At 56.3% G+C, this 20,744-nt stretch carries 18 protein-coding genes; 2 read left to right on the top strand and 16 right to left on the bottom strand.

Going from position 1 to position 20,744, the window contains the following annotated elements; translation table 11 throughout:
• Positions 1-99: 99 nt before the first annotated feature.
• From CVU69_05795 to lon, 9 genes are all read right to left on the bottom strand, one after another.
• Positions 100-504, bottom strand: a complete 405-nt coding sequence (locus CVU69_05795) for a CoA-binding protein (GenBank protein ID PKN12875.1) — start codon at positions 502-504, stop codon at positions 100-102.
• Between the two features lie 15 nt (positions 505-519).
• A complete protein-coding gene (locus tag CVU69_05790) occupies positions 520-1,305 on the bottom strand; it encodes a hypothetical protein (GenBank protein ID PKN12874.1) in 786 nt (261 codons plus the stop codon).
• 31 nt (positions 1,306-1,336) lie between these two features.
• A complete protein-coding gene (locus tag CVU69_05785; GenBank protein PKN12873.1) occupies positions 1,337-2,239 on the bottom strand; it encodes a tRNA glutamyl-Q(34) synthetase GluQRS in 903 nt (300 codons plus the stop codon).
• 13 nt (positions 2,240-2,252) lie between these two features.
• The gene (rimO, locus tag CVU69_05780) at positions 2,253-3,611 is read right to left on the bottom strand and encodes a 30S ribosomal protein S12 methylthiotransferase RimO (GenBank protein ID PKN12872.1); all 1,359 of its coding nucleotides are present in this window, start codon (positions 3,609-3,611) and stop codon (positions 2,253-2,255) included.
• Between the two features lie 38 nt (positions 3,612-3,649).
• Complete coding sequence (locus tag CVU69_05775; protein PKN12871.1) at positions 3,650-4,135, bottom strand: YajQ family cyclic di-GMP-binding protein; 486 nt, start codon at positions 4,133-4,135, stop codon at positions 3,650-3,652.
• Between the two features lie 185 nt (positions 4,136-4,320).
• Entirely contained in the window at positions 4,321-5,097 is a 777-nt protein-coding gene (locus CVU69_05770; protein ID PKN12870.1) for an outer membrane lipoprotein carrier protein LolA, read from the bottom strand.
• Positions 5,098-5,170: 73 nt separating this feature from the next.
• Complete coding sequence (locus CVU69_05765) at positions 5,171-5,989, bottom strand: chemotaxis protein CheR (GenBank protein PKN12869.1); 819 nt, start codon at positions 5,987-5,989, stop codon at positions 5,171-5,173.
• 74 nt (positions 5,990-6,063) lie between these two features.
• Positions 6,064-7,059 carry a thiamine-phosphate kinase gene (gene thiL / locus CVU69_05760; GenBank protein ID PKN12868.1) on the bottom strand — a complete coding sequence of 332 codons (996 nt, stop codon included), beginning with the start codon at positions 7,057-7,059 and terminating at the stop codon, positions 6,064-6,066.
• Positions 7,056-9,320 carry an endopeptidase La gene (gene lon / locus CVU69_05755; GenBank protein PKN12904.1) on the bottom strand — a complete coding sequence of 755 codons (2,265 nt, stop codon included), beginning with the start codon at positions 9,318-9,320 and terminating at the stop codon, positions 7,056-7,058. Before lon ends, thiL begins: the two co-directional genes overlap by 4 nt.
• Positions 9,321-9,655: 335 nt before the next feature.
• Here lon and CVU69_05750 point away from each other — a divergent pair, with 335 nt between their 5' ends.
• Positions 9,656-10,183 carry a hypothetical protein gene (locus CVU69_05750; protein ID PKN12867.1) on the top strand — a complete coding sequence of 176 codons (528 nt, stop codon included), beginning with the start codon at positions 9,656-9,658 and terminating at the stop codon, positions 10,181-10,183.
• Positions 10,184-10,236: 53 nt separating this feature from the next.
• Here CVU69_05750 and CVU69_05745 read toward each other — a convergent pair whose 3' ends face one another.
• Both CVU69_05745 and CVU69_05740 read right to left on the bottom strand, forming a co-directional pair.
• Positions 10,237-10,857 (bottom strand): hypothetical protein, encoded by a 621-nt coding sequence (locus tag CVU69_05745; GenBank protein ID PKN12866.1) that lies wholly within the window; start codon positions 10,855-10,857, stop codon positions 10,237-10,239.
• A 166-nt stretch (positions 10,858-11,023) separates the two neighbouring features.
• Positions 11,024-12,928, bottom strand: a complete 1,905-nt coding sequence (locus CVU69_05740; protein ID PKN12865.1) for a hypothetical protein — start codon at positions 12,926-12,928, stop codon at positions 11,024-11,026.
• A gap of 238 nt (positions 12,929-13,166) precedes the next feature.
• Between CVU69_05740 and CVU69_05735 the strand changes: the two genes are divergently transcribed.
• On the top strand, positions 13,167-15,413 hold the full coding sequence (locus tag CVU69_05735) for a tetratricopeptide repeat-containing protein (GenBank protein PKN12864.1): 2,247 nt from the start codon (positions 13,167-13,169) through the stop codon (positions 15,411-15,413).
• Positions 15,414-15,628: 215 nt separating this feature from the next.
• On the opposite strand, the gene CVU69_05730 is transcribed toward CVU69_05735, so the two are convergent.
• Genes CVU69_05730 through CVU69_05710 form a run of 5 tightly spaced genes read right to left on the bottom strand, consistent with a single transcriptional unit; the run spans position 15,629 to position 20,744 of the window.
• Entirely contained in the window at positions 15,629-16,708 is a 1,080-nt protein-coding gene (locus tag CVU69_05730; protein ID PKN12863.1) for a DUF2304 domain-containing protein, read from the bottom strand.
• A 60-nt stretch (positions 16,709-16,768) separates the two neighbouring features.
• Positions 16,769-17,803 carry a glycosyltransferase family 2 protein gene (locus tag CVU69_05725; GenBank protein ID PKN12862.1) on the bottom strand — a complete coding sequence of 345 codons (1,035 nt, stop codon included), beginning with the start codon at positions 17,801-17,803 and terminating at the stop codon, positions 16,769-16,771.
• Positions 17,785-18,747 carry a glycosyltransferase family 2 protein gene (locus CVU69_05720; GenBank protein ID PKN12861.1) on the bottom strand — a complete coding sequence of 321 codons (963 nt, stop codon included), beginning with the start codon at positions 18,745-18,747 and terminating at the stop codon, positions 17,785-17,787. The genes CVU69_05725 and CVU69_05720 overlap by 19 nt, the downstream gene beginning before the upstream one ends.
• Positions 18,744-19,919 carry a glycosyltransferase family 1 protein gene (locus tag CVU69_05715; protein ID PKN12860.1) on the bottom strand — a complete coding sequence of 392 codons (1,176 nt, stop codon included), beginning with the start codon at positions 19,917-19,919 and terminating at the stop codon, positions 18,744-18,746. Before CVU69_05715 ends, CVU69_05720 begins: the two co-directional genes overlap by 4 nt.
• Positions 19,920-19,976: 57 nt before the next feature.
• Positions 19,977-20,744 (bottom strand): SAM-dependent methyltransferase, encoded by a 768-nt coding sequence (locus CVU69_05710; protein ID PKN12859.1) that lies wholly within the window; start codon positions 20,742-20,744, stop codon positions 19,977-19,979.

Raw genomic sequence — 20,744 nt, 5'->3', positions numbered from 1 at the left:
CTGGAATTGACCGTGATTAAGTAACACCCTTTTTTGCCGGTTGTCAACTCCAGTTGCTCATTTTTTCTCTTTTTTCCTGCGAAAAAGCTGTTTTTATCATCAATGGCCGCGGAAACCGAGAACCACCAGAATACAACTGCCGTCGGCAATAACGTTCACTCCCTGCTCCCGGCAGAGTTCCACCGCTGCAGCGCTCTCTGCCCCGGGCTGCATCCAGATATTCTCGATGCCATGGGCAATCGCTGCCGCGACGATCTTCTCCGTCACTTGCGGCGGTGTAATCATCGAAAGGCTCTTGACCGTGGGGGGGAGATCCTTGACCGAAGTGACGCAGGCGAGCCCTTCAATCTCCTTCTCGAGAGGATGGAGAGGGATCACCTCTTTCCCTTGCTGCTGATAGCAACGGACAACCATGTTACCGTACTTTTCCCGCTTTGTTGATGCCCCGGCCACAGCAAAAGCCGGGGAGGAAAGGAATTTTGCAATCTGTTCCGTAATAGTCATGGCTCGCTCCTGTTATTATTTCCGCCAGAATTTACTGATCGCCAATTCCTCGCTGAGGGAATCAAAGAGGGTACGGTACAATGTCGAGAAACCTTCCTTTTCCAAAAGCCCCCTATCGCTGGCCTGCAGCGCCCGGCGAAGCCCTTCCGGGGCAACAAAACGCAGGGTTACCTGATCCGTGCGATTGTGATACGCCTCATCAAAGTCAGCATACTGCAAATCGACAAAGGGGACACCGCTGGCTCCCGGCTTCTCCCAGAGGATCTCGCCGCTCGCCGCCAGCACCATGGCCGAAGCCTGAATTTCATTAAAAGTGCTTTCGAGGTAACGGGGGCCAAGGCGCTCCCAGCGCTTCCCCTTGTTTTCGACGCCATTGAGGACGACAACGAGGAGAGCATCGACGCCGGCAGCGCGTGCCAGTTCACTGACCGCCGCCGGTACCGGCTGATAGCTGTTATAAGTGCCATGGTTATCGGTCTTCAGAGCCTTGCCGGCAAAGAGTTGCAGCTGACTCGGGGTATCGATGATCACCGGCCGCACCTCACTGTAGCCGGCACGGGCGCTGAGCTGGGCGCTAAGCCGTAGATACTTTTCGCTGGCCGACTGCTGCAGGATAGCGATGATCTCCTGGCGCTGCGGATGGAGGATGGTCGATTCGGCATCGACCATCAGCGGCAGGACGCCGAGAACCTTGACCCGCTCGCGATAAATCTCCGGCGCCACCTGGTAATGTTTACTGGCGCAGCCGCCGAGGATCAAGAGGAACAATAAAACCGTCAGGATCTGTAGTGTTGTTTTCATCTTCTCTCCTTTTAGTGGTGGTTTTGTAGGGCTAATCGGCGCTATCTTCCAAAGCCCGGCGGTTCTCCCGGGGAATCGCCGCCACGGTAAAATTCCCCACCGCCCAGGCGAGCAGCTCTGCCGGCGGGGCTTTTTGTAACTCCGGCGGTGGTACCTGGCCAAGAAAAATCAAGGCACTATACAAGGCACGGGTTGGATCGGCAGGGAGCGCATAGCGCAGATGCCGCTTACTGAGTTTTTCTCCTTCATCGTCGAGGGCCAGGGGGAGATGGAGATACGCCGGGGTTGGCAGGCCGAGAAGGCGCTGCAAATAAATCTGCCGCGGCGTTGAAGCGAGAAGATCAGCACCACGTACCACCTCGGTGACGCCGCTGGCCCCGTCATCGACCACCACTGCCAACTGATAGCCGAAGAGTCCATCCGCCCGTTTAAGAACAAAATCGCCGACATCTTGAGCGAGATTCTGCTGATACGGGCCATAAAGCCCATCGACAAAGGCGATAACCCTGTCGTCTACCCGCAGTCGCAGCGCCCGCGCTGCCTGCCCGGCACGCAGACCGTGACGACAGGTGCCGGGATAGATCGGCCCCTCTTCACCGGTATGGGGCGCTGTGGAAAGGATCTCCTTGCGCGAACAGCTGCAAGTGAAGAGAAGACCTTGCGCCGCGAGTTGTTCCAGAGCCGCTTCGTAAGCGGCAAAACGCTCGCTTTGCCGTAGCAGCGGCCCATCCCACTCCAGACCCAAACCTTCCAGCGTCCGCAGCAGTTCATCTTCGGAACCGGGGACGGTGCGCAACGGATCGAGATCCTCGATGCGCAGCCGCCAGATCCCCCCCTGACGACGGATCGACAGGTAACTGCCGAGGGCCGCCAGCAGCGACCCGAAGTGGAGGGGGCCGCTCGGACTCGGAGCAAATCGCCCGACCGGGGTCAACGGTGCTATCGCTTCAGCAAAGGACGGGTTCGACAATTTCGCCGATCAGGTCGTATTCCGAAGAATCGGTGATCTTCAGTTCGACAATATCGCCGACGGTCGCATCGCCGGCGGTAATATAGACCTGGCCGTCGACATCCGGCGCCTGGCGGACCGAGCGGCCGCGCAGCAGCAGCTCACTCTCTTCACTGTAGCCTTCGACCAGCACCGGTTCAATCCGGCCGATCAGCTCGCGATTCTTGCGGAAAGAGACCCGCGCCTGCGCCTTCATCAGCTTCTGGCGTCGCGACTTCTTGGTGCGCTCGGGAATCTGTCCGGGAAGCTGGTACGCCGGCGTCCCCTCCTCCCTGGAATAGCAGAAGACCCCGACCCGCTCAAAGTGCCCTTCGTTGACAAAATCGAGAAGCTTGGCAAACTGCTCTTCACTCTCGCCGGGGAAGCCGACGATAAACGACGTCCGCAGCGTCATCTCCGGGATGCGGCTGCGCACCCGTACCAGCAGGTTGCGAATCCCCGCTTCATCGATACGGCGATTCATCAGGCCGAGGATGTTGTCATCGATATGCTGCAGGGGGATATCGAGATAGTTGCAGATCTTCTCTTCCCGGGCGATGGTGTCGAGGAGCTCATCGCTGATGCCGTCGGGATAAGCATAAAGGAGACGCAGCCAGCGCAAACCGTCAATCTTCACCAGTTCAGTGAGGAGATCCTCGATGCGCGGGCCGTCATGGCGATCACGGCCAAAAGCGGTAATATCCTGGGCAATCAAATTGATCTCTTTCACCTCGTCGCTGACCATCGCCTGCACTTCGGCGACGACGGAAGGAATCGACCGCGAGCGCAAGGGCCCCCGCACAAAGGGGATGACGCAATAAGAACAGAGGTTGTCACACCCTTCGGCAATCTTGACATAGCTCGTATAGTGCGGCGAAGAGCGCACCCGTTGCGTTGTGTGATCGTAGAGCCAGTTCGGCGGGGCAAAGGTCTCGCCCTCCGCCAGGGAGCCGGCCAGTTTAGCTTCGATCAATTCGACAACGCGGGGGACATCGCCGGTACCGAGCCAGAGATCGACCTCCGGCATCGAGGTCGCCAGATCCTCACGATAGCGTTGCGGCATGCAGCCGCAGACGACAAGGAGCTGACAGTTGCCGCTCTTTTTATGTTCGGCGAGATCGAGGATCGTTTCGATCGACTCTTCCTTTGCCTCCTTGATAAAGGAGCAGGTATTGACGATGATGATCTCGGCCGAACTTTCGTCGGTGATCACCTCAAAACGCTCCGCCGGCAGATGGCCGAGCATGACTTCGGCATCGACCAGGTTCTTGGCACAGCCGAGGCTCACCAGGCTGACTCGGTATTTCAACGGTTCCATCCTTCTCCTTGTGATCCGTGACGCTTCACGGCCTCTATTCAATCCCGCATATTGACAAACTGCAGTTCAATATCGAAATCTTTCCCTTTAAGCAGCTGAATCACCTCTTGCAGGTCGTCGATCTTCTTCCCGGTCACCCGTACCTGATCCTCCATGATCTGCGCCTGCACCTTGAGCTTGGAATCCTTGATCGCCTGGACGACCTCCTTTCCCTTCTCCTTGGAGATCCCCTGGACAATGCCGATCTTCATCCGTACCTGATCATGGGAAGCGGTCTCGCGCTTGCCGTAATCGAGACATTTGGGTGAAAGGTTGCGGCGGGCAAGCTTACCACGGAGAATTTCGAGGACAGCGTCGAGCTTCTGATCGCCGGCCGCCAGGATATTTAAGGCATCCTTGGCCAACTCAATCTCATTCTTCGTCCCCTTGAAATCATAACGCTGCTCGATCTCTTTGCGCGCCTGATTCACCGCGTTGTCGATCTCCTGCATATCAACTTTCGAAACCACGTCAAAACTCGGCATCTTTCACTCCTTCAACTAGCAGATCATTTTACCTCTAAGCCGGACAAAGCCGGAACCAAACAGGAAAGACAATTTCACACGGATCAAATCAGATAACTTCGGATAAAAGCGGATAATCCTTTGTTCTGTTCAATCAGATTTTTATCAGATTCTATCCGAAGTTATCCGTGTGAAACGGTTTGAGACTAAAAACCCATATTCATCCCCGGGGTTGGCTTCACCACTTCGACCCCCGGCGGCGGCGTGAAACGGAAATCGGCACGGGAAAGGCCGCTATTCACCCGGATATTGCTGAATTCGATGGTTGTTTGATTGTCGCCCGGATCAGTCACCGTGGTCGACAGGATCGGAAAATAGGAGCGATCCGAACGCTTCGCCCGCGCCTGCACGGCATCGCGATTGACGACAATCCGGAGATTACGCATCAGCGGTGACGGCTGTTGAGGACGGAGGTCGAGAATATAGTGGCCGGCGCTGTCGGTATCGGGGTTTGCAAAGGTGATGGAGAAATCGCGGGAGAGGTTGCCGAGACCGGAAAGGAAGTTGACGGGATTGACCGCCCCGCCACTGCCGGCAAGAGTGAGATCCGATTCGATCACCTGCCGGCTCTCCGGAAGGTAAACCCACATGGTCCGTCCATCACTGACGATCTCCTGCGCGCTCGGCTCCTGATACTGCCAGTTGAACATGGCGACCGGCGCGCGCCGGTCATCGCCCGGCTCAAAACGGAAAGAGACCGTCCCGCGCCCGCGCTGGCTGCGATCGAGGGCGGCGATCCGAGATTTTTGAAAAAAGTCGGCACGAACGTCACGTACCTGTCCGCTGCCGGCGCTCTGGAAGGGGACTTCAAGGGCTTTGATGACATCCTTCAGTCCGACATCGGCCGCAACGGCAAGGGCCGGAAGGAGCAGACTCAAGATCAACACCACAAGCAAAAAATGTTTCTTCATGACAAGTCTCATTTATGGTAGGGGCGGACCTGCTGTCCACCCGGTTATGACTGCGGGCACACACATAGGTGTGCCCCTACCTTGTTTAGATCCGCTGATAAATCCGCTCTTGTGCATTGATTGGAGCGAAGAACCCGGCGCTATTCCGCAGAGTCTCGGTCCGCCCCAACACCAACAGGCCGCCGACGGGAAGTGCCGCGGCAAACCGACCCAAAACCTGCTCCTGATCCATGGCGTTAAAGTACATGAGAACATAACGGCACAGGATCAAATCGGCCGCCGGATAGGGCGCCGCGCTGAGGAGATCGTGCTGAAAAAATTGCACGCTCCTCCGTAACTCCTCCCGGAGTTGGAACCCGGGCCCGGCAGCATTAAAACAGCACGCCTGCTCCGCGGCCGAAACATTACTGAGGCGAGGGGCCTTCACCGCTCCGCTCCGCGCCTTTTCGAGAATATCGGAGCTGACATCGCTGGCAACGATCTCCACCTTGCCACAAAGCTGCGGAATTTGTGCAGCGAGGAGGGCCAGCGTGTAGGGTTCTTCCCCGCCGGCACAACCGGCACTCCACCAGCGTTGCGGCAGCGCCGGCGCCCCTTCGCAAAGAATCTGCCGCAGGGCCGCGAAGGTCGGCGGATCACGGTAAAAGGCGGAGACATGCAGGGAGAGGAGTGCGCTCAGGCGATGCACTTCAACTGCGTCAGCCCGCAGCAGCACCAGATAAGGCTGCGCCCCCGACAGTTTCAGGTCACGAATACGCGCGGCAATGCGACGCTTGATACACGACGCATTGTAATGTTCGATAGCCACTCCGCCGGCGGTTTCAAGGATGGTGCCGATCGCCGTAAAATCTTCGTCCGTGAAATCACTGCCGACAAAGGGGTGGTCTGTTTCCATTGCGGTCATATCTATGAAAATTCTCTGTCTGATTTTTCATGTTGGGGCGTGATGTCAGGGCGCAATGAATTGCGCTCCCGACATCAACCGAGAACTCCTGAAAAATGATTATAGCCCACTTTCGCGGAAATAATCTCCTCACCGTCAGCCGCGACAACATGCAACCCCGCGCCGGCGACAATTTCACCGATACAGGTCAGGGGCAGCTCCAGTTCAGTGCCGAGAGCAGCGAGGGCTGGAGCGGCGGCGGGCGGGGCGCTCCAGAGGAGTTCATAATCTTCGCCGCCGGCGAGGGCGAGATCAAGCAGGCCCGGTTCGATCGCCAGCGCCGTGCGAAAAGTTGGCGACAATGGAAGTGATGCAGCGTGAACGCGGGCACCGACCATCGAAGCTTTCAGGAGATGCCCGAGATCGGCGCGCAGGCCGTCGGAGAGATCGATCAACGCGGTCGCCAGCCGCCGCTGCGCCAGTTCCTGACCGAGGCGGAGGCGGGCGGGCGGCTGATGGTGGCGGCCGGCGAGATCGTCGGGGGGGGTGCGTCCGGCGACAAGCTCACGCAGCACCAGGGCGCTGTCGCCGAGCGTACCGGAGACATAAAGGAGATCTCCGGCCCGTGCACCGCTACGCCGCAGGATCTGCTCCGGCTTGCTGCTCCCCTGGACGGTAACCGAAAGGAGTAGTCCGCCGGGAGAACGGCAGGTATCGCCACCGCTGAGGACCGCCCCGTACTCCCGGGCCGCACTGAGAATACCGGCAATGAGCTGATCGAATTCCTCCGGACTCAGGTCGGCAGGGAGGCCCAGCCCCAGACTCAAAGTTCGTGGCGTCCCCCCCATGGCAGCAATATCGCTGATATTGACTGCCACTGCCTTACAGCCGAGAGCAAAGAGATCAGTCCAGGCGCGGCGGAAATGGATCTCTTCGATAAGGAGATCGGTGGTGGTGAGGAGGACTTCACCCGGTGGCAGCACCGTTGCACAACAGTCATCGCCGATGCCGATGAGGATATCGTCCCGCCCCGCCACCTGCGCGCGGATCCGTTCGATCAGGCCGAACTCACCGCAAGCGCCCAGACTCACGGCGCCTCTTCCAGGGCAGCGGCCAGGACATCGGCCATGGTCGCTGCCAGGACAAATTTGACCTTACGCCGCACATGAGCCGGCACCTCTTCGAGATCCTTGCTGTTTTGCCGCGGAATGATGATCGTCGTCACCTGAGCGCGAATCGCCGCCAGAATCTTCTCTTTGAGACCGCCGATCGGCAGCACCTTGCCACGCAGAGTAATCTCGCCGGTCATTGCCACATCCGCCCGCACCTTGCGGCCGGACAGGGAGGAGATCAAGGCGGTGGCCATCGTTACTCCGGCCGAGGGGCCATCCTTGGGGATGGCGCCGGCCGGCACGTGAATGTGCAGGGCAAGGGTTTCGAAGATCTCCGGGGCGATGCCGAGCTCGACAGCATGCGCCCGCGCGTAGGTGAGGGCCGCCTGAGCGCTCTCCTTCATCACGTCGCCGAGATGGCCGGTGAGGATCAGCTCCCCCTTCCCTTTCATCGTTCCGACCTCGATGAGGAGGATTTCGCCGCCGACTTCCGTCCAGGCGAGACCGGTGGCGAGGCCGACTTCACTGACACTCCGCTCATCTTCGGGGAGGTAACGCGGGGCGCCGAGAAATTTCGGCACCATCGTTTCACTGATCAGGAGGGGTTCCTTCTTCCCTTCGGCGAAACGGCGGGCAATCTTGCGACCGACGCCGCCGATCTCCCGTTCGAGATTACGCAGCCCGGCTTCCGCCGTATATTCGGTGATAATCCGCAGCAACGCCCGTTTCGAGAAGTTCATATCCTTCTTCTTCAAGCCGCAGGCCTCGCGTTGCCGGGGGACGAGGAAACGTTCGGCAATCGCCACCTTCTCTTCGGCGGAGTAACCGGAAAGGCGGATGACTTCCAAACGATCGCGCAGCGCCGAGGGGATGGTGTCAAGAACATTGGCGGTGGCGATAAAGAGGACCCCGGAGAGATCAAAGGGGAGGTTGATATAGTGATCGGAGAAAGCGTGATTCTGCTCGGGATCAAGAAGTTCGAGGAGCGCCGCCGAGGGGTCACCGCGGAAATCCGCACCGATTTTGTCGAGCTCGTCGAGCATGAAGACCGGATTATTGGTCCCGGCCTGCTTCATCCCCTGGAGAATCCTCCCCGGCAGAGCGCCGATATAGGTACGGCGGTGACCGCGAATTTCCGCTTCATCGCGCACGCCGCCCAGAGAGATGCGGACAAATTTGCGCCCCAAAGCCCGGGCGATCGACTTGCCGAGGGAGGTCTTCCCCACCCCCGGCGGGCCGACAAAACAAAGGACCGGCCCTTTGTGATCCTTCTTGAGTTTGCGGACGGCGAGGAATTCGAGGATGCGCTCCTTGATCTTTTCGAGGTTGAAGTGATCCTCGTCGAGGACCTTGCGCGCCTTCTTGAGATCGAGATTATCCTTGGTCCCCTTGCTCCAGGGGAGGTCGACCAGCCAGTCGAGATAGGTGCGGAGCATCGAATATTCGGCGGCTTCGTGGTGCATCGTCTCGAGTCGACGAATCTGCTTCTCGGCTTCGGTCCGTGCCTCCTCCGGTGGGCTGGCGGCGGCAAGCTTCTTGCGCAGTTCGGCAACATCTTCGGCGCGCACGTCGGTCTCGCCGAGTTCAGTCTGGATGGCGCGCAGCTGTTCACGCAAAAAGTATTCACGCTGCGATTTCCCCATCTCCTCCTTGGCCTGGCTCTGGATACGGTTCTGTACGGTGAGGAGTTCCAGTTCCTTGGCGAGAAGATCCTTGACCCGCTGCAAGCGCTTGACCGGCGAAACGATCTCCAGCAACTCCTGCGCTTCGGCAATCTTCAGGCCGATACTGCTCGCCACCAGATCGGCGAGGGTGCTCGGATCCTCCATATTCTCCACCACCGCCAGGATCTCCGGCGACAGGGCCTTGCCGAGGTCGAGTTGCTGGGTGAGGAGACCATGGACCGTGCGCATCAACGCCGCAATCTCCAACTCCGAGGTTTCGTCAAGGGGCGCTTCGGCGAGGCGTTCAATGCGTACCACTGTACAGGGTTCGCGCTGCACGACTCCACCCATGCGCGCCTTGCCGATCCCCTGCACCAGCACCTTGATGCGGCCGTCGGGGAGTTTGAGCATGCGCATGATCATCGCCACCGCGCCGATGTCGTAGATATCCTCCACCGCGGGATCTTCCTGGTTGACGTCCTTCTGTGACGACAGGAAGATGAGACGATCACCGGCCAGGGCAGCTTCGACCGCTGCCACCGAACGCTCGCGGCCGACAAAGAGCGGCAGGATCATGTGGGGGAAGACAACAACATCCCGCAAGGGGAGAAGAGGGAGTTCTTCAGGAATAGGGAGATATCGGTAATCTGTCGGTTGGCCCAAAGCGTGCCTCCGTTTCGGTAGGGTATTTTAAGCGGACAAGATAACGGAAAAGGGCGGTGGTTGTCCAGACGTAACGCCACCGATTAGTGAGACGTTACTTGACGGGCAGAGGTTTTTCATTTTAACTTGAAAGCACCACCCCCCGGCCCCCTCCTGGAATCAGGAGGGGGTGCATTGAATTCCCCCTCCTGATTCCAGGAGGAGGTGCCCGACAGGGCGGGGGTGGTATTTTTTCCCGGGAGAAAAAAATGAAGACTCTGCTGCATATCTGCTGTGCCAATTGCGCCATTATTCCGGTGAAAGCTTTGCGCGAGCGCGGGGTGGAACTCAGCGGTTATTTCTATAACCATAATATTCATCCCTACCAGGAATTTCGCCGCCGCCTGGACACGGCCCGGCAATACGCCGAACAGGTGGCGTTGCCCCTCATCTGCAACGACGATTATGCCCTCGACGAATTTCTCGCCAATGTTGCCGCCGATCCGGCAAAGCGCTGCACTTACTGTTATCACTCCCGGCTCGATGAGACCGCCCGCTATGCTGCCGAACACGGCTTTGACGCCTACTCGACTTCGCTCCTTTATTCCCGCTATCAACAACACGAGACTATCCGCGCCAGCGGCGAAGCTCTCGGCCGGCATTACGGAATCGATTTTCTTTACGAAGATTTTCGCAGCGGCTGGCAGGAAGGGATTGTCGTCTCGAAAGCGATGGGGCTTTATCGGCAACAGTACTGCGGCTGTATCTATTCGGAGCGGGATCGTTATCTGCGGTAGAGAGAAAAATCAGGGCCGACTTGTGCAATCTCGCCTTTCCCCTCCCCTCGCATTCAAAATTCGTATCTTACCCCGAATGAAGCGTTATGCACGGCATAATCAAACTTGAGCTCGCTCCCGGCCGTGGTCTCAAACTTCGGATCCAGCGCCGCAAAGTAACGGTATTCAAGATCGAGGGTCAGCCTCTTGGTCACGGGATAGCCGACTCCGGCACCAGCCTGGTAAACAAAAAAGAGATCTTCGGAATCTTTTAAACCGAGCCCCAGACTGAGATCCTCATTAAAGGCAATACTGGCCGCACCAGCCCCGACCAATATATACGGCTTAAAGATCGTGCCGCTGTTATAGTCGGCAATTGAATTCAGCATAAAGCTCAAGGTGGAAAAATCACCCCCCGGATCGAAGGTATTGCCCTTTTCCAGAACGATCTGCTCGATGGTGTTTTGCCGGTAAGCGACTTCCACTTCCAGCCGACCTTCCTCCAGACCAAAACCAAGCACCCCGGCCGTAAAAAATCCCGGATCAAAATCGACCGTGGTGGTCTCCATCTGCAGTGACTTCAGCGTGGCGGCGCCAGCCCGGCCGGCAACATAAACTCCGGGGGCGGCAAAGGCCGACCCGGCAAACAGGGTCGCCAGCAGAGCGATCAGAACCAGCAGCAATAGACGCCTCATGTGCCTCCTATCCCTTTAAACCTGGAAACGGCAGTTAGCCGCAGATATGCTTTTTAGGTTAAACAAGGTCATTTTACAAGTAAAAAGCGGGGCAGGCGGCAGTTGTTGCCACCTGCCCCGTTGCGCAGTGCAAGCAAGGAGCTTGATCAAGCCCCGCCTGACGAATTTACCAGAGTCGCAGACTCCAGCTGTTCAGGACTCCGCCATCACCTTCTGTGTCATCATTAACCTTCAGTGTCCAAAGACCGTTCGGGTTCTCTCCGTTCAGAGCAGCCAGAGGAATATCGGGAGAGAACGCCCCATTGAAGGGGGGAGTTCCAGCGGCAATGGCAATAGCAGCCCCGTCATGGAATAGTGTGCCGCTGTAATTATCACCGGTGCCACCCCGCTTGTTACTGAGGATGACGGCGGTACCGACCGGCGAAATCAGGGTGAGGGTCAGTTCTTGATCAACGGGATGAGTGATGTCGAGCTTGACGGCAACATAGCGTAGCGAGTTGATAGCGCTCGTGACCTGCAGGGAGGAAGAGACCGGGCCGAAAGTGGGGATGGCCAGGGGCACGTTACTGCTGACGAAAGGAATTTTCTGCGGATCCTCCGGATTCACCCAGGTCGCGACGTTATTGCTTTCATCACTCTCAATAACAACACCTGAACTGTCAACCAGCGCGTAGACAACAGAGGGCACGGCTGACACGAACGGGACGACAACAAACTGACTTTCAGTCAAGTTGACGGCCAAGGCCGGCACAGTGGTTCGGACGCCGTTCTGCCCCACGACCGGTGCGGCAGCACTATCGCGGAAGAAATCGATATTCGCAGCCCCTGACACAGCAGTACCGATATTTTTGACCTCATAATCGATCCTCAGATCAGTACCATTAAGGGTGACACTGGTAACCTTGATCTGTAGATCAGGTGCTGATCCCACCACCACAACAGGCACAGGTACTGTAGAAGCCACTGCACCAGAACCTACACCTATAGTATAAAAAACCGGCGAAGTCTGGGGAAGATAGGAATAGAAAGTGTCCGGAGATTCCGATACAGAACCAGAATTCCACATCTCGACGGTCGGATAAAAAACACCTTGGAAACCGGCCGTATTGACGTTCACATCAATAGTTGTAGCACCAGTGCTATTTGTTGTGACCTCGCTACAGGCATTCAGTTCCACCGTCACAGCCGCTTTTTTAATAACTAGTGGGGTAGCCCCTGCGGGCACTGGGAGCATACAAACTTTTATCTTAGAGGCATTAGGGGTTACATATAATTTCAGGCCAAGCGGAGAAGCTGTTTCCACAAAATTTGCGGAAAAAGACGGCGGCGCGGTCAAGATTGGCGCGGTTGAAACTGTAAAGCTCCAGGAGTAAGCCGGAAGTGCATTCCCGTCTAAATCGGTGATGCCTGTGGACAGGGTAGCCGTATAGCTACCCGCCATTAGGGCATTGGACGGCGTGAAAGTGGCCTTTTTTGTGGCATCTACGTAACTGGTCGTCCCGGCGACATTCCCCCCGGAAGGGCCGGTGATTTTAAAGGTGGTAGCATTGATGGTCGAAGACGAAAGAGATTCATTGAAGACGGCGCTGATTGCCAACTGAGGATTCACAAAGCTGGCATCATTGGCAGGAACAGTGGATTTTACTGTTGGAGGGTCAGAATCGATGGCGGCACAGGTAAAACTGCTGACCACAGGTGTCACCAGAGTATTACCGGCGGCATCGGCAACATCCGCAACGGTGATGGAATAGAGGGTGCCCGGATCCAGCACTGAAGTCGGCTTAAAGGTGATACTCGAACCGTCACAGGACCGCTCCCCATCGACCGAATTTCCATTTTGCGTGAGAACAACCGTATAAGGTGCCGTACAGTCGAGATTTTCACTGAAAGTCACAGTGACGCTGGCATTGATACTGACCCCTTCCTCCTCGTAACCAGGATTAATGGAGGAGAAAACCGGGGGCGTTTCGTCGCCGCCAGGGGCACTGCTGCCGCCACCACCACCGCAGGCGCTGAGAGTAAGTGCCGTCAGAAGCACAATCGGATACAACCATGTCTTGTAAGCAATCATGATTTTTTCATCCTTTGAAAAGTGTTGAATGATGGCCGGAATAGCCTTCTTAGCGTTTGAAATTAGCAAAAAACTCAAGTATAAATATAACGGAAAATAACCAGAAAAGTCAACTTTAGGGCAACACTGAATTTACAAAATCCAGGAAGAATAAACCATCCTGTTCAAGGAGCGACCGACTCGTGCTATCATCCGGCCGCGAACAAGGGCCGGGGTCGCGACGTGTCCGTTTCTTCACATGCAACCTTCAAACCGAAAAATCAAGAGCAGAGAGAGAACGCCGATGAAACCGTCTGCCGACGCCAGGAAAAAAAGCCGAAATCCCGTCGGGGGGTCACCATCCTTTCCCTTGCAGGAGGCAAACAAAGGTTTTCTCCACGGCCTCCCCTGGCAGCATCCTTTGCTGCCGGCGCTGCTCATCCTGGTCGTCGGTCTTTATGCTTACTGGAACACCTTCAATGTCCCCTTTGTTTTTGATGACCAATCATCGATTGTCGACAATGCGATCATCAAGGATCTCGGCAACTTTCTCGGCGACAACAAAGGTTACCGATACAATCCGCGCCGGGTCGTCGGCTACTTCTCCTTTGCCCTGAACTACCACTGGGGCGGACTCAATGTCTTTGGCTACCATCTCGTCAATTTCGTTATTCACCTCGTCAATGCCTTGCTGGTTTACACCCTTTGCCGCCAGATGTTTCGTACCCCCCACCTGCGGCAAAGCACCCTGGCCGCGCGCGCGACCGGCATTGCCCTGCTGGCGGCGCTCCTCTTTGTCGCCCATCCGCTGCAAACTCAGGCCGTCACTTATATTGTCCAAAGATTCACATCGTTGACGACTCTCTTTTTTCTGTTGTCCTTTGTTCTTTACATTGCCGGCCGCCTGCGCTGCGTCGACGATTCCCGATCCCCGCTTCCCGCTTCCCGGCTCTTGACATTGCTGCTCTTTACCGGTTCCCTGCTGGCAGCGGTTCTGGCGATGAAGACCAAAGAGATGGCCTTCACCCTGCCGCTGACTATTCTTCTCTTCGAGTTCAGCTTCTTCACATCCAGCCTGAAGACCAAATTGCTGGCCGGCATACCGGTGCTGCTGACCCTCGCCATTGTCCCCCTGAGCCTGCTCGGCAGCAATAAACCTTTGGCAGAACTGCTCGCCGATGTCGACCGCATCACCCGGGAAACCGCGCACATCCCCCGCTTCGATTATCTCCTGACCCAGTTTACAGTCATTACCACCTACCTCCGGCTGCTCTTTCTCCCCGTCGAGCAGAACCTTGATTACGATTATACCGTCTACCACACGTTTTTCACCCCGCCGGTCTTTTTTTCGTTTCTGTTGTTGGCAGCCCTTTTTCTGCTGGCCATCTATCTGTATGGCTTCCGGTTTAGCCAGTCACGCGTCACGCGTCACGAGTCACGACTTGTCGCCTTCGGCATCTTCTGGTTCTTCCTCACCCTGGCCGTCGAATCGAGTCTTATCCCGATTCGCGATATCATCTTCGAACATCGCATTTACCTCCCCTCCTGCGGCGCGTTTCTGGCCTTGGCGACGACAGCGACCCTGCTGGGTCGGAAACTTTCGCCAAAGACCTTCTGGTCAATCGTGACGGTGCTGATTCTGCTTCTTGCCACGGCCAGCTGGCAGCGCAACCAGGTCTGGAGAGATGAGGTCGCGCTCTGGCAGGATACCGTGGAGAAATCACCAAACAAACCCCGCCCCCATTACAACCTCGGCAAAGCGCTGCTGAGCGCAGGACAGACGGAGCCGGCCATTAGCTCCATCAACCGCGCCCTGCAACTCGATCCTGACAACGTCGAGGCCCACAACAATCTCGGGGCGGCTTTTGATCGTAAAGGCTTGACAGAACAGGCGATTGCCGAGTTCCATATCGCCCTGCAGCTGCAGCCGAAATACGCCCTTGCCCGCACCAACCTCGGCATCGCTCTGGAGAAATTAGGTCAAAGCGAGGAAGCGGCACAACAGTACCGGCTGGCGGCACGGGATAATCCCGTCTACTTTCCCGCCCGCTTCAATCTCGGCACCGCTCTCTTCAGCCAGGGGTTGGTGGAAGACGCGATCAGCGAATATCAAACCGCCGTCCGCCTCGATCCCGGCCACGCCGAAGCGAGGATGAATCTCGCGGTTGCCTACGACGCGGCCGGCAAGCTCGAGTTGGCGGTTGCGGCCTACCACCAGGCGCTGCTCCTCAATCCCGACAATGCCCAAATCTACAATAACCTCGGGGTGATCCTGCAGAAGCAGGGGCGCCTCGAACAAGCCATTGAGCAGTATCAGGCCAGCCTGCGCCGCAACCCAGAGAATGCCCTGACCCATGTCAATCTCGGCACCGTCTACCTGGCTCAAGGGAAACCGGCCCTGGCCGCCGACCATTTCCGAATTGCCCTGCGCCTCGACCCGGGGAATCCTGATTATGCCGGCCTGCTCGATCTCGCCTCGCAGCAAGCAGTACCGCGGGAGCGGTGAAGCGTGAACCGTCCCCGTCCCTGAAGGCTTAAAATAAAATAACTAAGGGGGGAGTCAGTTTGCTCCACTTTTTCCGTGGAACGAACCGACTCCCCCCTTAGTTTCCAGAAAAACGAGGAGGTTTTCTCAATCATTTGTCAGCAAATCGTTACGTTTTCGTAACAACTCCTGTTTATGACGTTTTGCCTTGCTCCCTTTGCGACTCAAGCCCATCCCTACCTGCCTCCACTTCTCTGGACAACCGGCTTGCGCAGTGCCGTCATCAAAATTGCCAGAAGGACCTTGACCATGTAGTAAGCGCTGCCGAACCCGGCAATTGAGGACGTTCCGGCCTGCCGCTCATTCATCCGGGTAAAGGTTTCCGCCATCGAAAAGCCGTTACGACCAAGGAGAATGACCGCCTCCGGTTCCGGATAATCGACCGGGTAGTTTTGCGCGAGAAACTCAATTGCCCGGCGATCGTAAGCCCGGAATCCTGAAGTATTATCCGTCACCATTTGGCCGATCAATAATGAATTGACCGCCTGGAAGAGACGGATCCCGATCCGCCGCATAAAGGTCGACCGGTAGCCGCTCTGCTCTTCCAAAAACCGGGAACCGATGACCATATTGACGCCCTGCTCCTGAAGGACTCGAAGCAGTTTGGGAATTTCATCCGCCAGGTGCTGGCCGTCCCCGTCGAACTGGATGGCAATCTGGTAGTCGTTGCGGGCAGCGTACTTGAAGCCCGTCTGGACGGCGCCGCCGATGCCGAGATTCTTCGGCAGATCGACCACTTTCGCCCGGCCACCGGAACGGGCTGCGCGAGAGGTATTATCCACTGACCCGTCGTTGATAACCAGAATATCAACAACAGCCTGCAGCCTTCCCAGGTCGTCGATCACCCGGGAAATATTCTCCTCCTCGTTATAGGCCGGCACAATCACCAGAATTTCGGCCCTCTTTTCTTCCGGCAAACATCGCCACAACCCCATCTCCTGAATCAACTCCTTGTTCTGTTCCGAGAGTTTCGTCAGGACCACGGTCAGATGGATCAGGAGAAGAAAAGTAAAGCCGGTGGTCATCAGGGTAAGGACGCTGGGGGGATAGGCGATGCCGAACAGAGAACCGAGGCGATCGATGCCGAAGCGGTCGAGGGAAAGATAAAGGAAAAAGAAACTCATAGCGAACCAGAGGATGGAGTACTCCTCACGGATCCGCCGGTTCTTCACCAAACTGAAGATGAAGGCAAATATGAACAAGCTGAAAATAAGAGAAAAGATCTGGATCCGGTCAAAAACGAATAAATTCGACATTATTTCCAGCCTCCCCGGCACAGAAGAGAAAATAGCCGCCACGACCCGAAAGGGGTGAACTCAGTCATTTTCGATTAGCTCCCGAAAAGTAAGGCGGTGCTGACGCAATAATTTTGCCATTTCGCGCATGGAAATTTTTCGTGTGCGCATGATCCGCCGACGTTTCCCCATCATGCGGGGAACACCGCAGATGGCGTCACTAATCCCTCGCAAAAGCGCTTTGATGATTTGCCCACGCGCACCGCTCGCCAGAAACTCACCTCCGCTACCTTTCCCCCTCACAACACCACGAAGTTGTTCATAATAGCGAGCCGCAGTGCAGATTGGAAGCGTCATGAGGTGCCTCAGGGGGAAGGCCTTCAGAGCCACCCAGTAGTGGTTCCTCTCGACAAGGTGCACCTTGAAGGGAGAGAACCCGCCGCCGGTCTGTGAATATTTGTGATAGGCAACGGCCCGAGTGGCAAGCACGGCGTCCCAACCGGCCAGTCTCCCCCGCAACCCGAGGTCGGTATCCTCGGCATAGGCAAAGAAATCATCGTCGAAAAAGCCGGTTTCAGCGATCATAGAGCGTCTGTAAAGGGCCGCACAAGCACTAGGGAGGAGAATTTCCTCGACTGCATTCATACGGAGCGACGACCATAGTCGATTGCGAAACCGCCCTCGTGCCATCCCGTCCCGACAGATGCCAATGCCCAGCGAATCGATGATATCAGGATCAGTGAACGAACAGATCCGGCAACCGACCATGCCGGCCTGTGGATGGGAGTCGGCAACCCTGACCAGAATTTCCAGCCAGTCCGGCTCGACGCGAGTGTCGTTATTCAGAGCGACGATGTATTCGCCGCGAGCGTGTTCAAATCCAACATTGTTCCCGGTGGCAAAACCGGTGTTTTCCTTTAGAGGCACCAACCGCACCCAGGGATAGCCTTGCTGCACCAAGGCGACCGAGCCGTCAGCGGAGCCGTTGTCCACCAGGATGACCTCGAAGTCACGAAATGTCTGAGCGGCGAGGCTGTCGAGGCAGACGGGCAGGTGAACGAGGCCATTCCAGTTGACGATGATGATGGAAATCTTGTTCAGCACAGCACCAGCCAGCCAATATTTCTAATCGCCCCGGCATAGAAAAAGCCATATTTGAAGATGTTGCGACGCTTCTGTAGCAAACCATGCTCCGGCATGTGGATGAACGCTTCCAGCAATTCCCTGTCTCTGTCCTGCAGGATCGCATGGTAGCACTCGTAAAAAGCGCTCGCCTGCATTCTGTTGCCCACCATCATCTGACGAATGGTTGGCAGCCGAAATAACAACCGCACAACGTGAGCCAAGTTCCACACCTGAGCACCCACCTTGTTTTTGACATGCTGTCTATACAACAGCGTTGGCGTCGGCAGGTAGGCAATGTCCCCAAAACATGACGCAACCAAACTCAGCCAGTGATCGTGCATGAAGGCGGCACCGGGTATCGGCAGAGCCAGATCGCGTAACGTCCTGTTCAACATAACCGTACAGCCGGTAGAGATATTCTGTAACAGCAGGCGGCTAAAAGCATTCCCTTTTTCCGGATCGATTCGCCGATAACGATCACCTGAATCCGCCACAACATTCAGGCTTTCATCAACGACCCGCACGTCGGTATGCACAAGCAAAGATGTCTCTGCACCATGGATTTCTTCCAACTCATGCATCTTTGCCAGAGTCAGACTTACTTTCCCCGGCAACCAGACATCGTCCTGATCGCAGAACATGATATAGTCGGCCGTACTCGCTTCCAGCAGTCTGGCGAAATTCCCGCCGGGACCGAGATTTTTCCCGTCATCGGCAAGGATTATGAGCTGGTCACCGAGGCGTGACTGCCAAGCCTTGAGAATGGCAACCGTGTTATCAGTTGATCCATCATCCCGGACCAGCAATCGCCAATCAAGAAAATCCTGGGCCAGCAGGCTGTCGATCTGCTCATCCAGCCAAGCTCCGCCGTTATATGTTGCCAACAAGATATCGATCATAAAATTTCTTTGTGAGGCATGCCCGGATTTTTTCATGCTATCTCTTCGACGATCTGTTTAAGCTCCTTATTAAAGGCCTCCTGATCCCAAATTGCCGCTTTCGCCTTCCCTTTCTCGGACATCTCCGCGCATAACCCGTCATCGGTCCACAGGCGTCGCATGCACTCCATGATTTGCTCCACGGAATCGGCGTCGAAAGTGAGTGTGGCGTCGCCCACCCGGTCAGGCATGCACGACACCTCGGAAATAGCCATCGGACAGCCGACGACAAGTGCCTCCAGCGGCGGGATATTGCACGGGCCGAAATAGGTAGCATAGATGAGAGCTCGCGCCCGGCGATACAACTCGGGCATGTACTCATCGGGAACGTAGCCAAGGATGACGATGTTCTCAGTGACGCCAAGCTCCTCAATCAGAGCCATAACCGAATCCCAGGCATTTTTCTTTGAACCGGCCAGCACCAGTCTGAGATCGGGAAGCTCCGTTTTCAGGGCGGCAATGGCCCTGACCAGGTTCTTATGGTTTTTGTGTTCCCAGAACTGGGCCGGATAGAAGAGATACTTCGGGGGAAGCGGGTACCTGGTGTTGAAGTCCTCGGGAACCTCCTGCGTATACATGTAACGCGGCGGCACCATGGGAAGAACATGAACCCGCTCTTCTTGCGGGTGATACGATTCCAGGACCTGCTGCTTGTCGATTTCTGAAACGACTAGCACCCCCTTGGCCCACTTGCACATGTTGGCGTAACCTGGTTCACGGTTCAGCAGTTGCCAAGTAGACGCGGACTCCGGAAACTGCTTGCCGTCGTAACGATGCACCAGGTCGAGGATACTGACAAGCGCCGGAACTGGAAATTGAAAACTACGAATATCTTGGGAAGGAAAGATCCAGAGATCGCAGTTCTCCCGCAAGAGAGCTTTAGCCATGGGATGAAATAAGGGGCAGAGCTTGCGCCAGGGTCCCATCGGCACCCGCAGCAGCAACCAGGCAAGACCGAAAATCCGCCCCCAAAATCCACGCGGGATTTGAACCGCCTTTAAATTTTCATAGTGCGTGAGATAGCCCCGCCACTTTTCCGACGTAAACCCGACAACCACGGAGAACTGATCGCGAGGCAAGGCGGCCACCGCATCGAGCATGCTCTGGTTGTACTGGAATGTCCCGCCAAAATGAGGCTCTGTTTCCAAAAAGAGACCAATTTTTTTCATCGAATCACCCTGAAAAGTTTTTTTGGTTGCGCGCTAAACACTGGCGGTTACCTCAACTTATGATTTTCTCACCGCAAAACAGACACCCCACGTATCAAAACCTGGCTGCCGGCCCGACATCCATTCCGAGGTTTCGATTATGGTCATTCCTGACTCCTGCAAGAGCAACTCGATTTCCGGTCGAAACAAGTAGCGCATGCGATGGGTTTCGTACAATTCCTCCACCGCACCAGTCGATTTATCCCTGACGAGCACCTGGTAATTCGTCTCCACCAGATTGTCATTAACAAACATGACCGGTTCAACAATACGCGTTACGGCAATTTCTTCATCTTCCACGCGCTTGACCCTGACCACGGGCCGGTCGGTCAGCACCGCCGGTCCATACCAGCAGTCGAAGATAAAGACTCCACCGGGTTCGAGATGCTCGCGAGCCGTTGCAAAGGCTCCCTTCAAATCGTCGTTGCTGGTCTGATAGCTCATAACGTGGAAAAGAGAGACCACCGTGTCGAAGGTGCGATCGAGGCGGATGGATCTTATATCCCCCTGATGAAAAGAGAGAGAGGCCTGTTGAGGGTTGAGGGTTGTGTGTTGAGAGTTGGCGACCGCGAGCATTTCCGCCGACCGATCAACCCCCGCCACCTCAAGGCCCCTCTTCGCCAGCAGGAAGGCATGCTTTCCCGTGCCGCAACCCAGATCGAGCACGCTTTTGGCGCCAGGGCGGTGCTTTTGAATCAGTTCATGGACATACGCCGCCTCACCGGCATAGTCCTTGTCCTTGTAGAACAGGTTGTAATAACGCGAGTAAGCGCCAAAGACATTCAT

The organism is Deltaproteobacteria bacterium HGW-Deltaproteobacteria-4 (assembly GCA_002841765.1).
In the GTDB taxonomy this organism is placed as follows: Bacteria; Desulfobacterota; Desulfuromonadia; order Desulfuromonadales; family UBA2197; genus UBA2197.
Note: the sequence above shows the minus strand (reverse complement) of the source record. Positions and strands in the feature narration are given on the sequence as shown.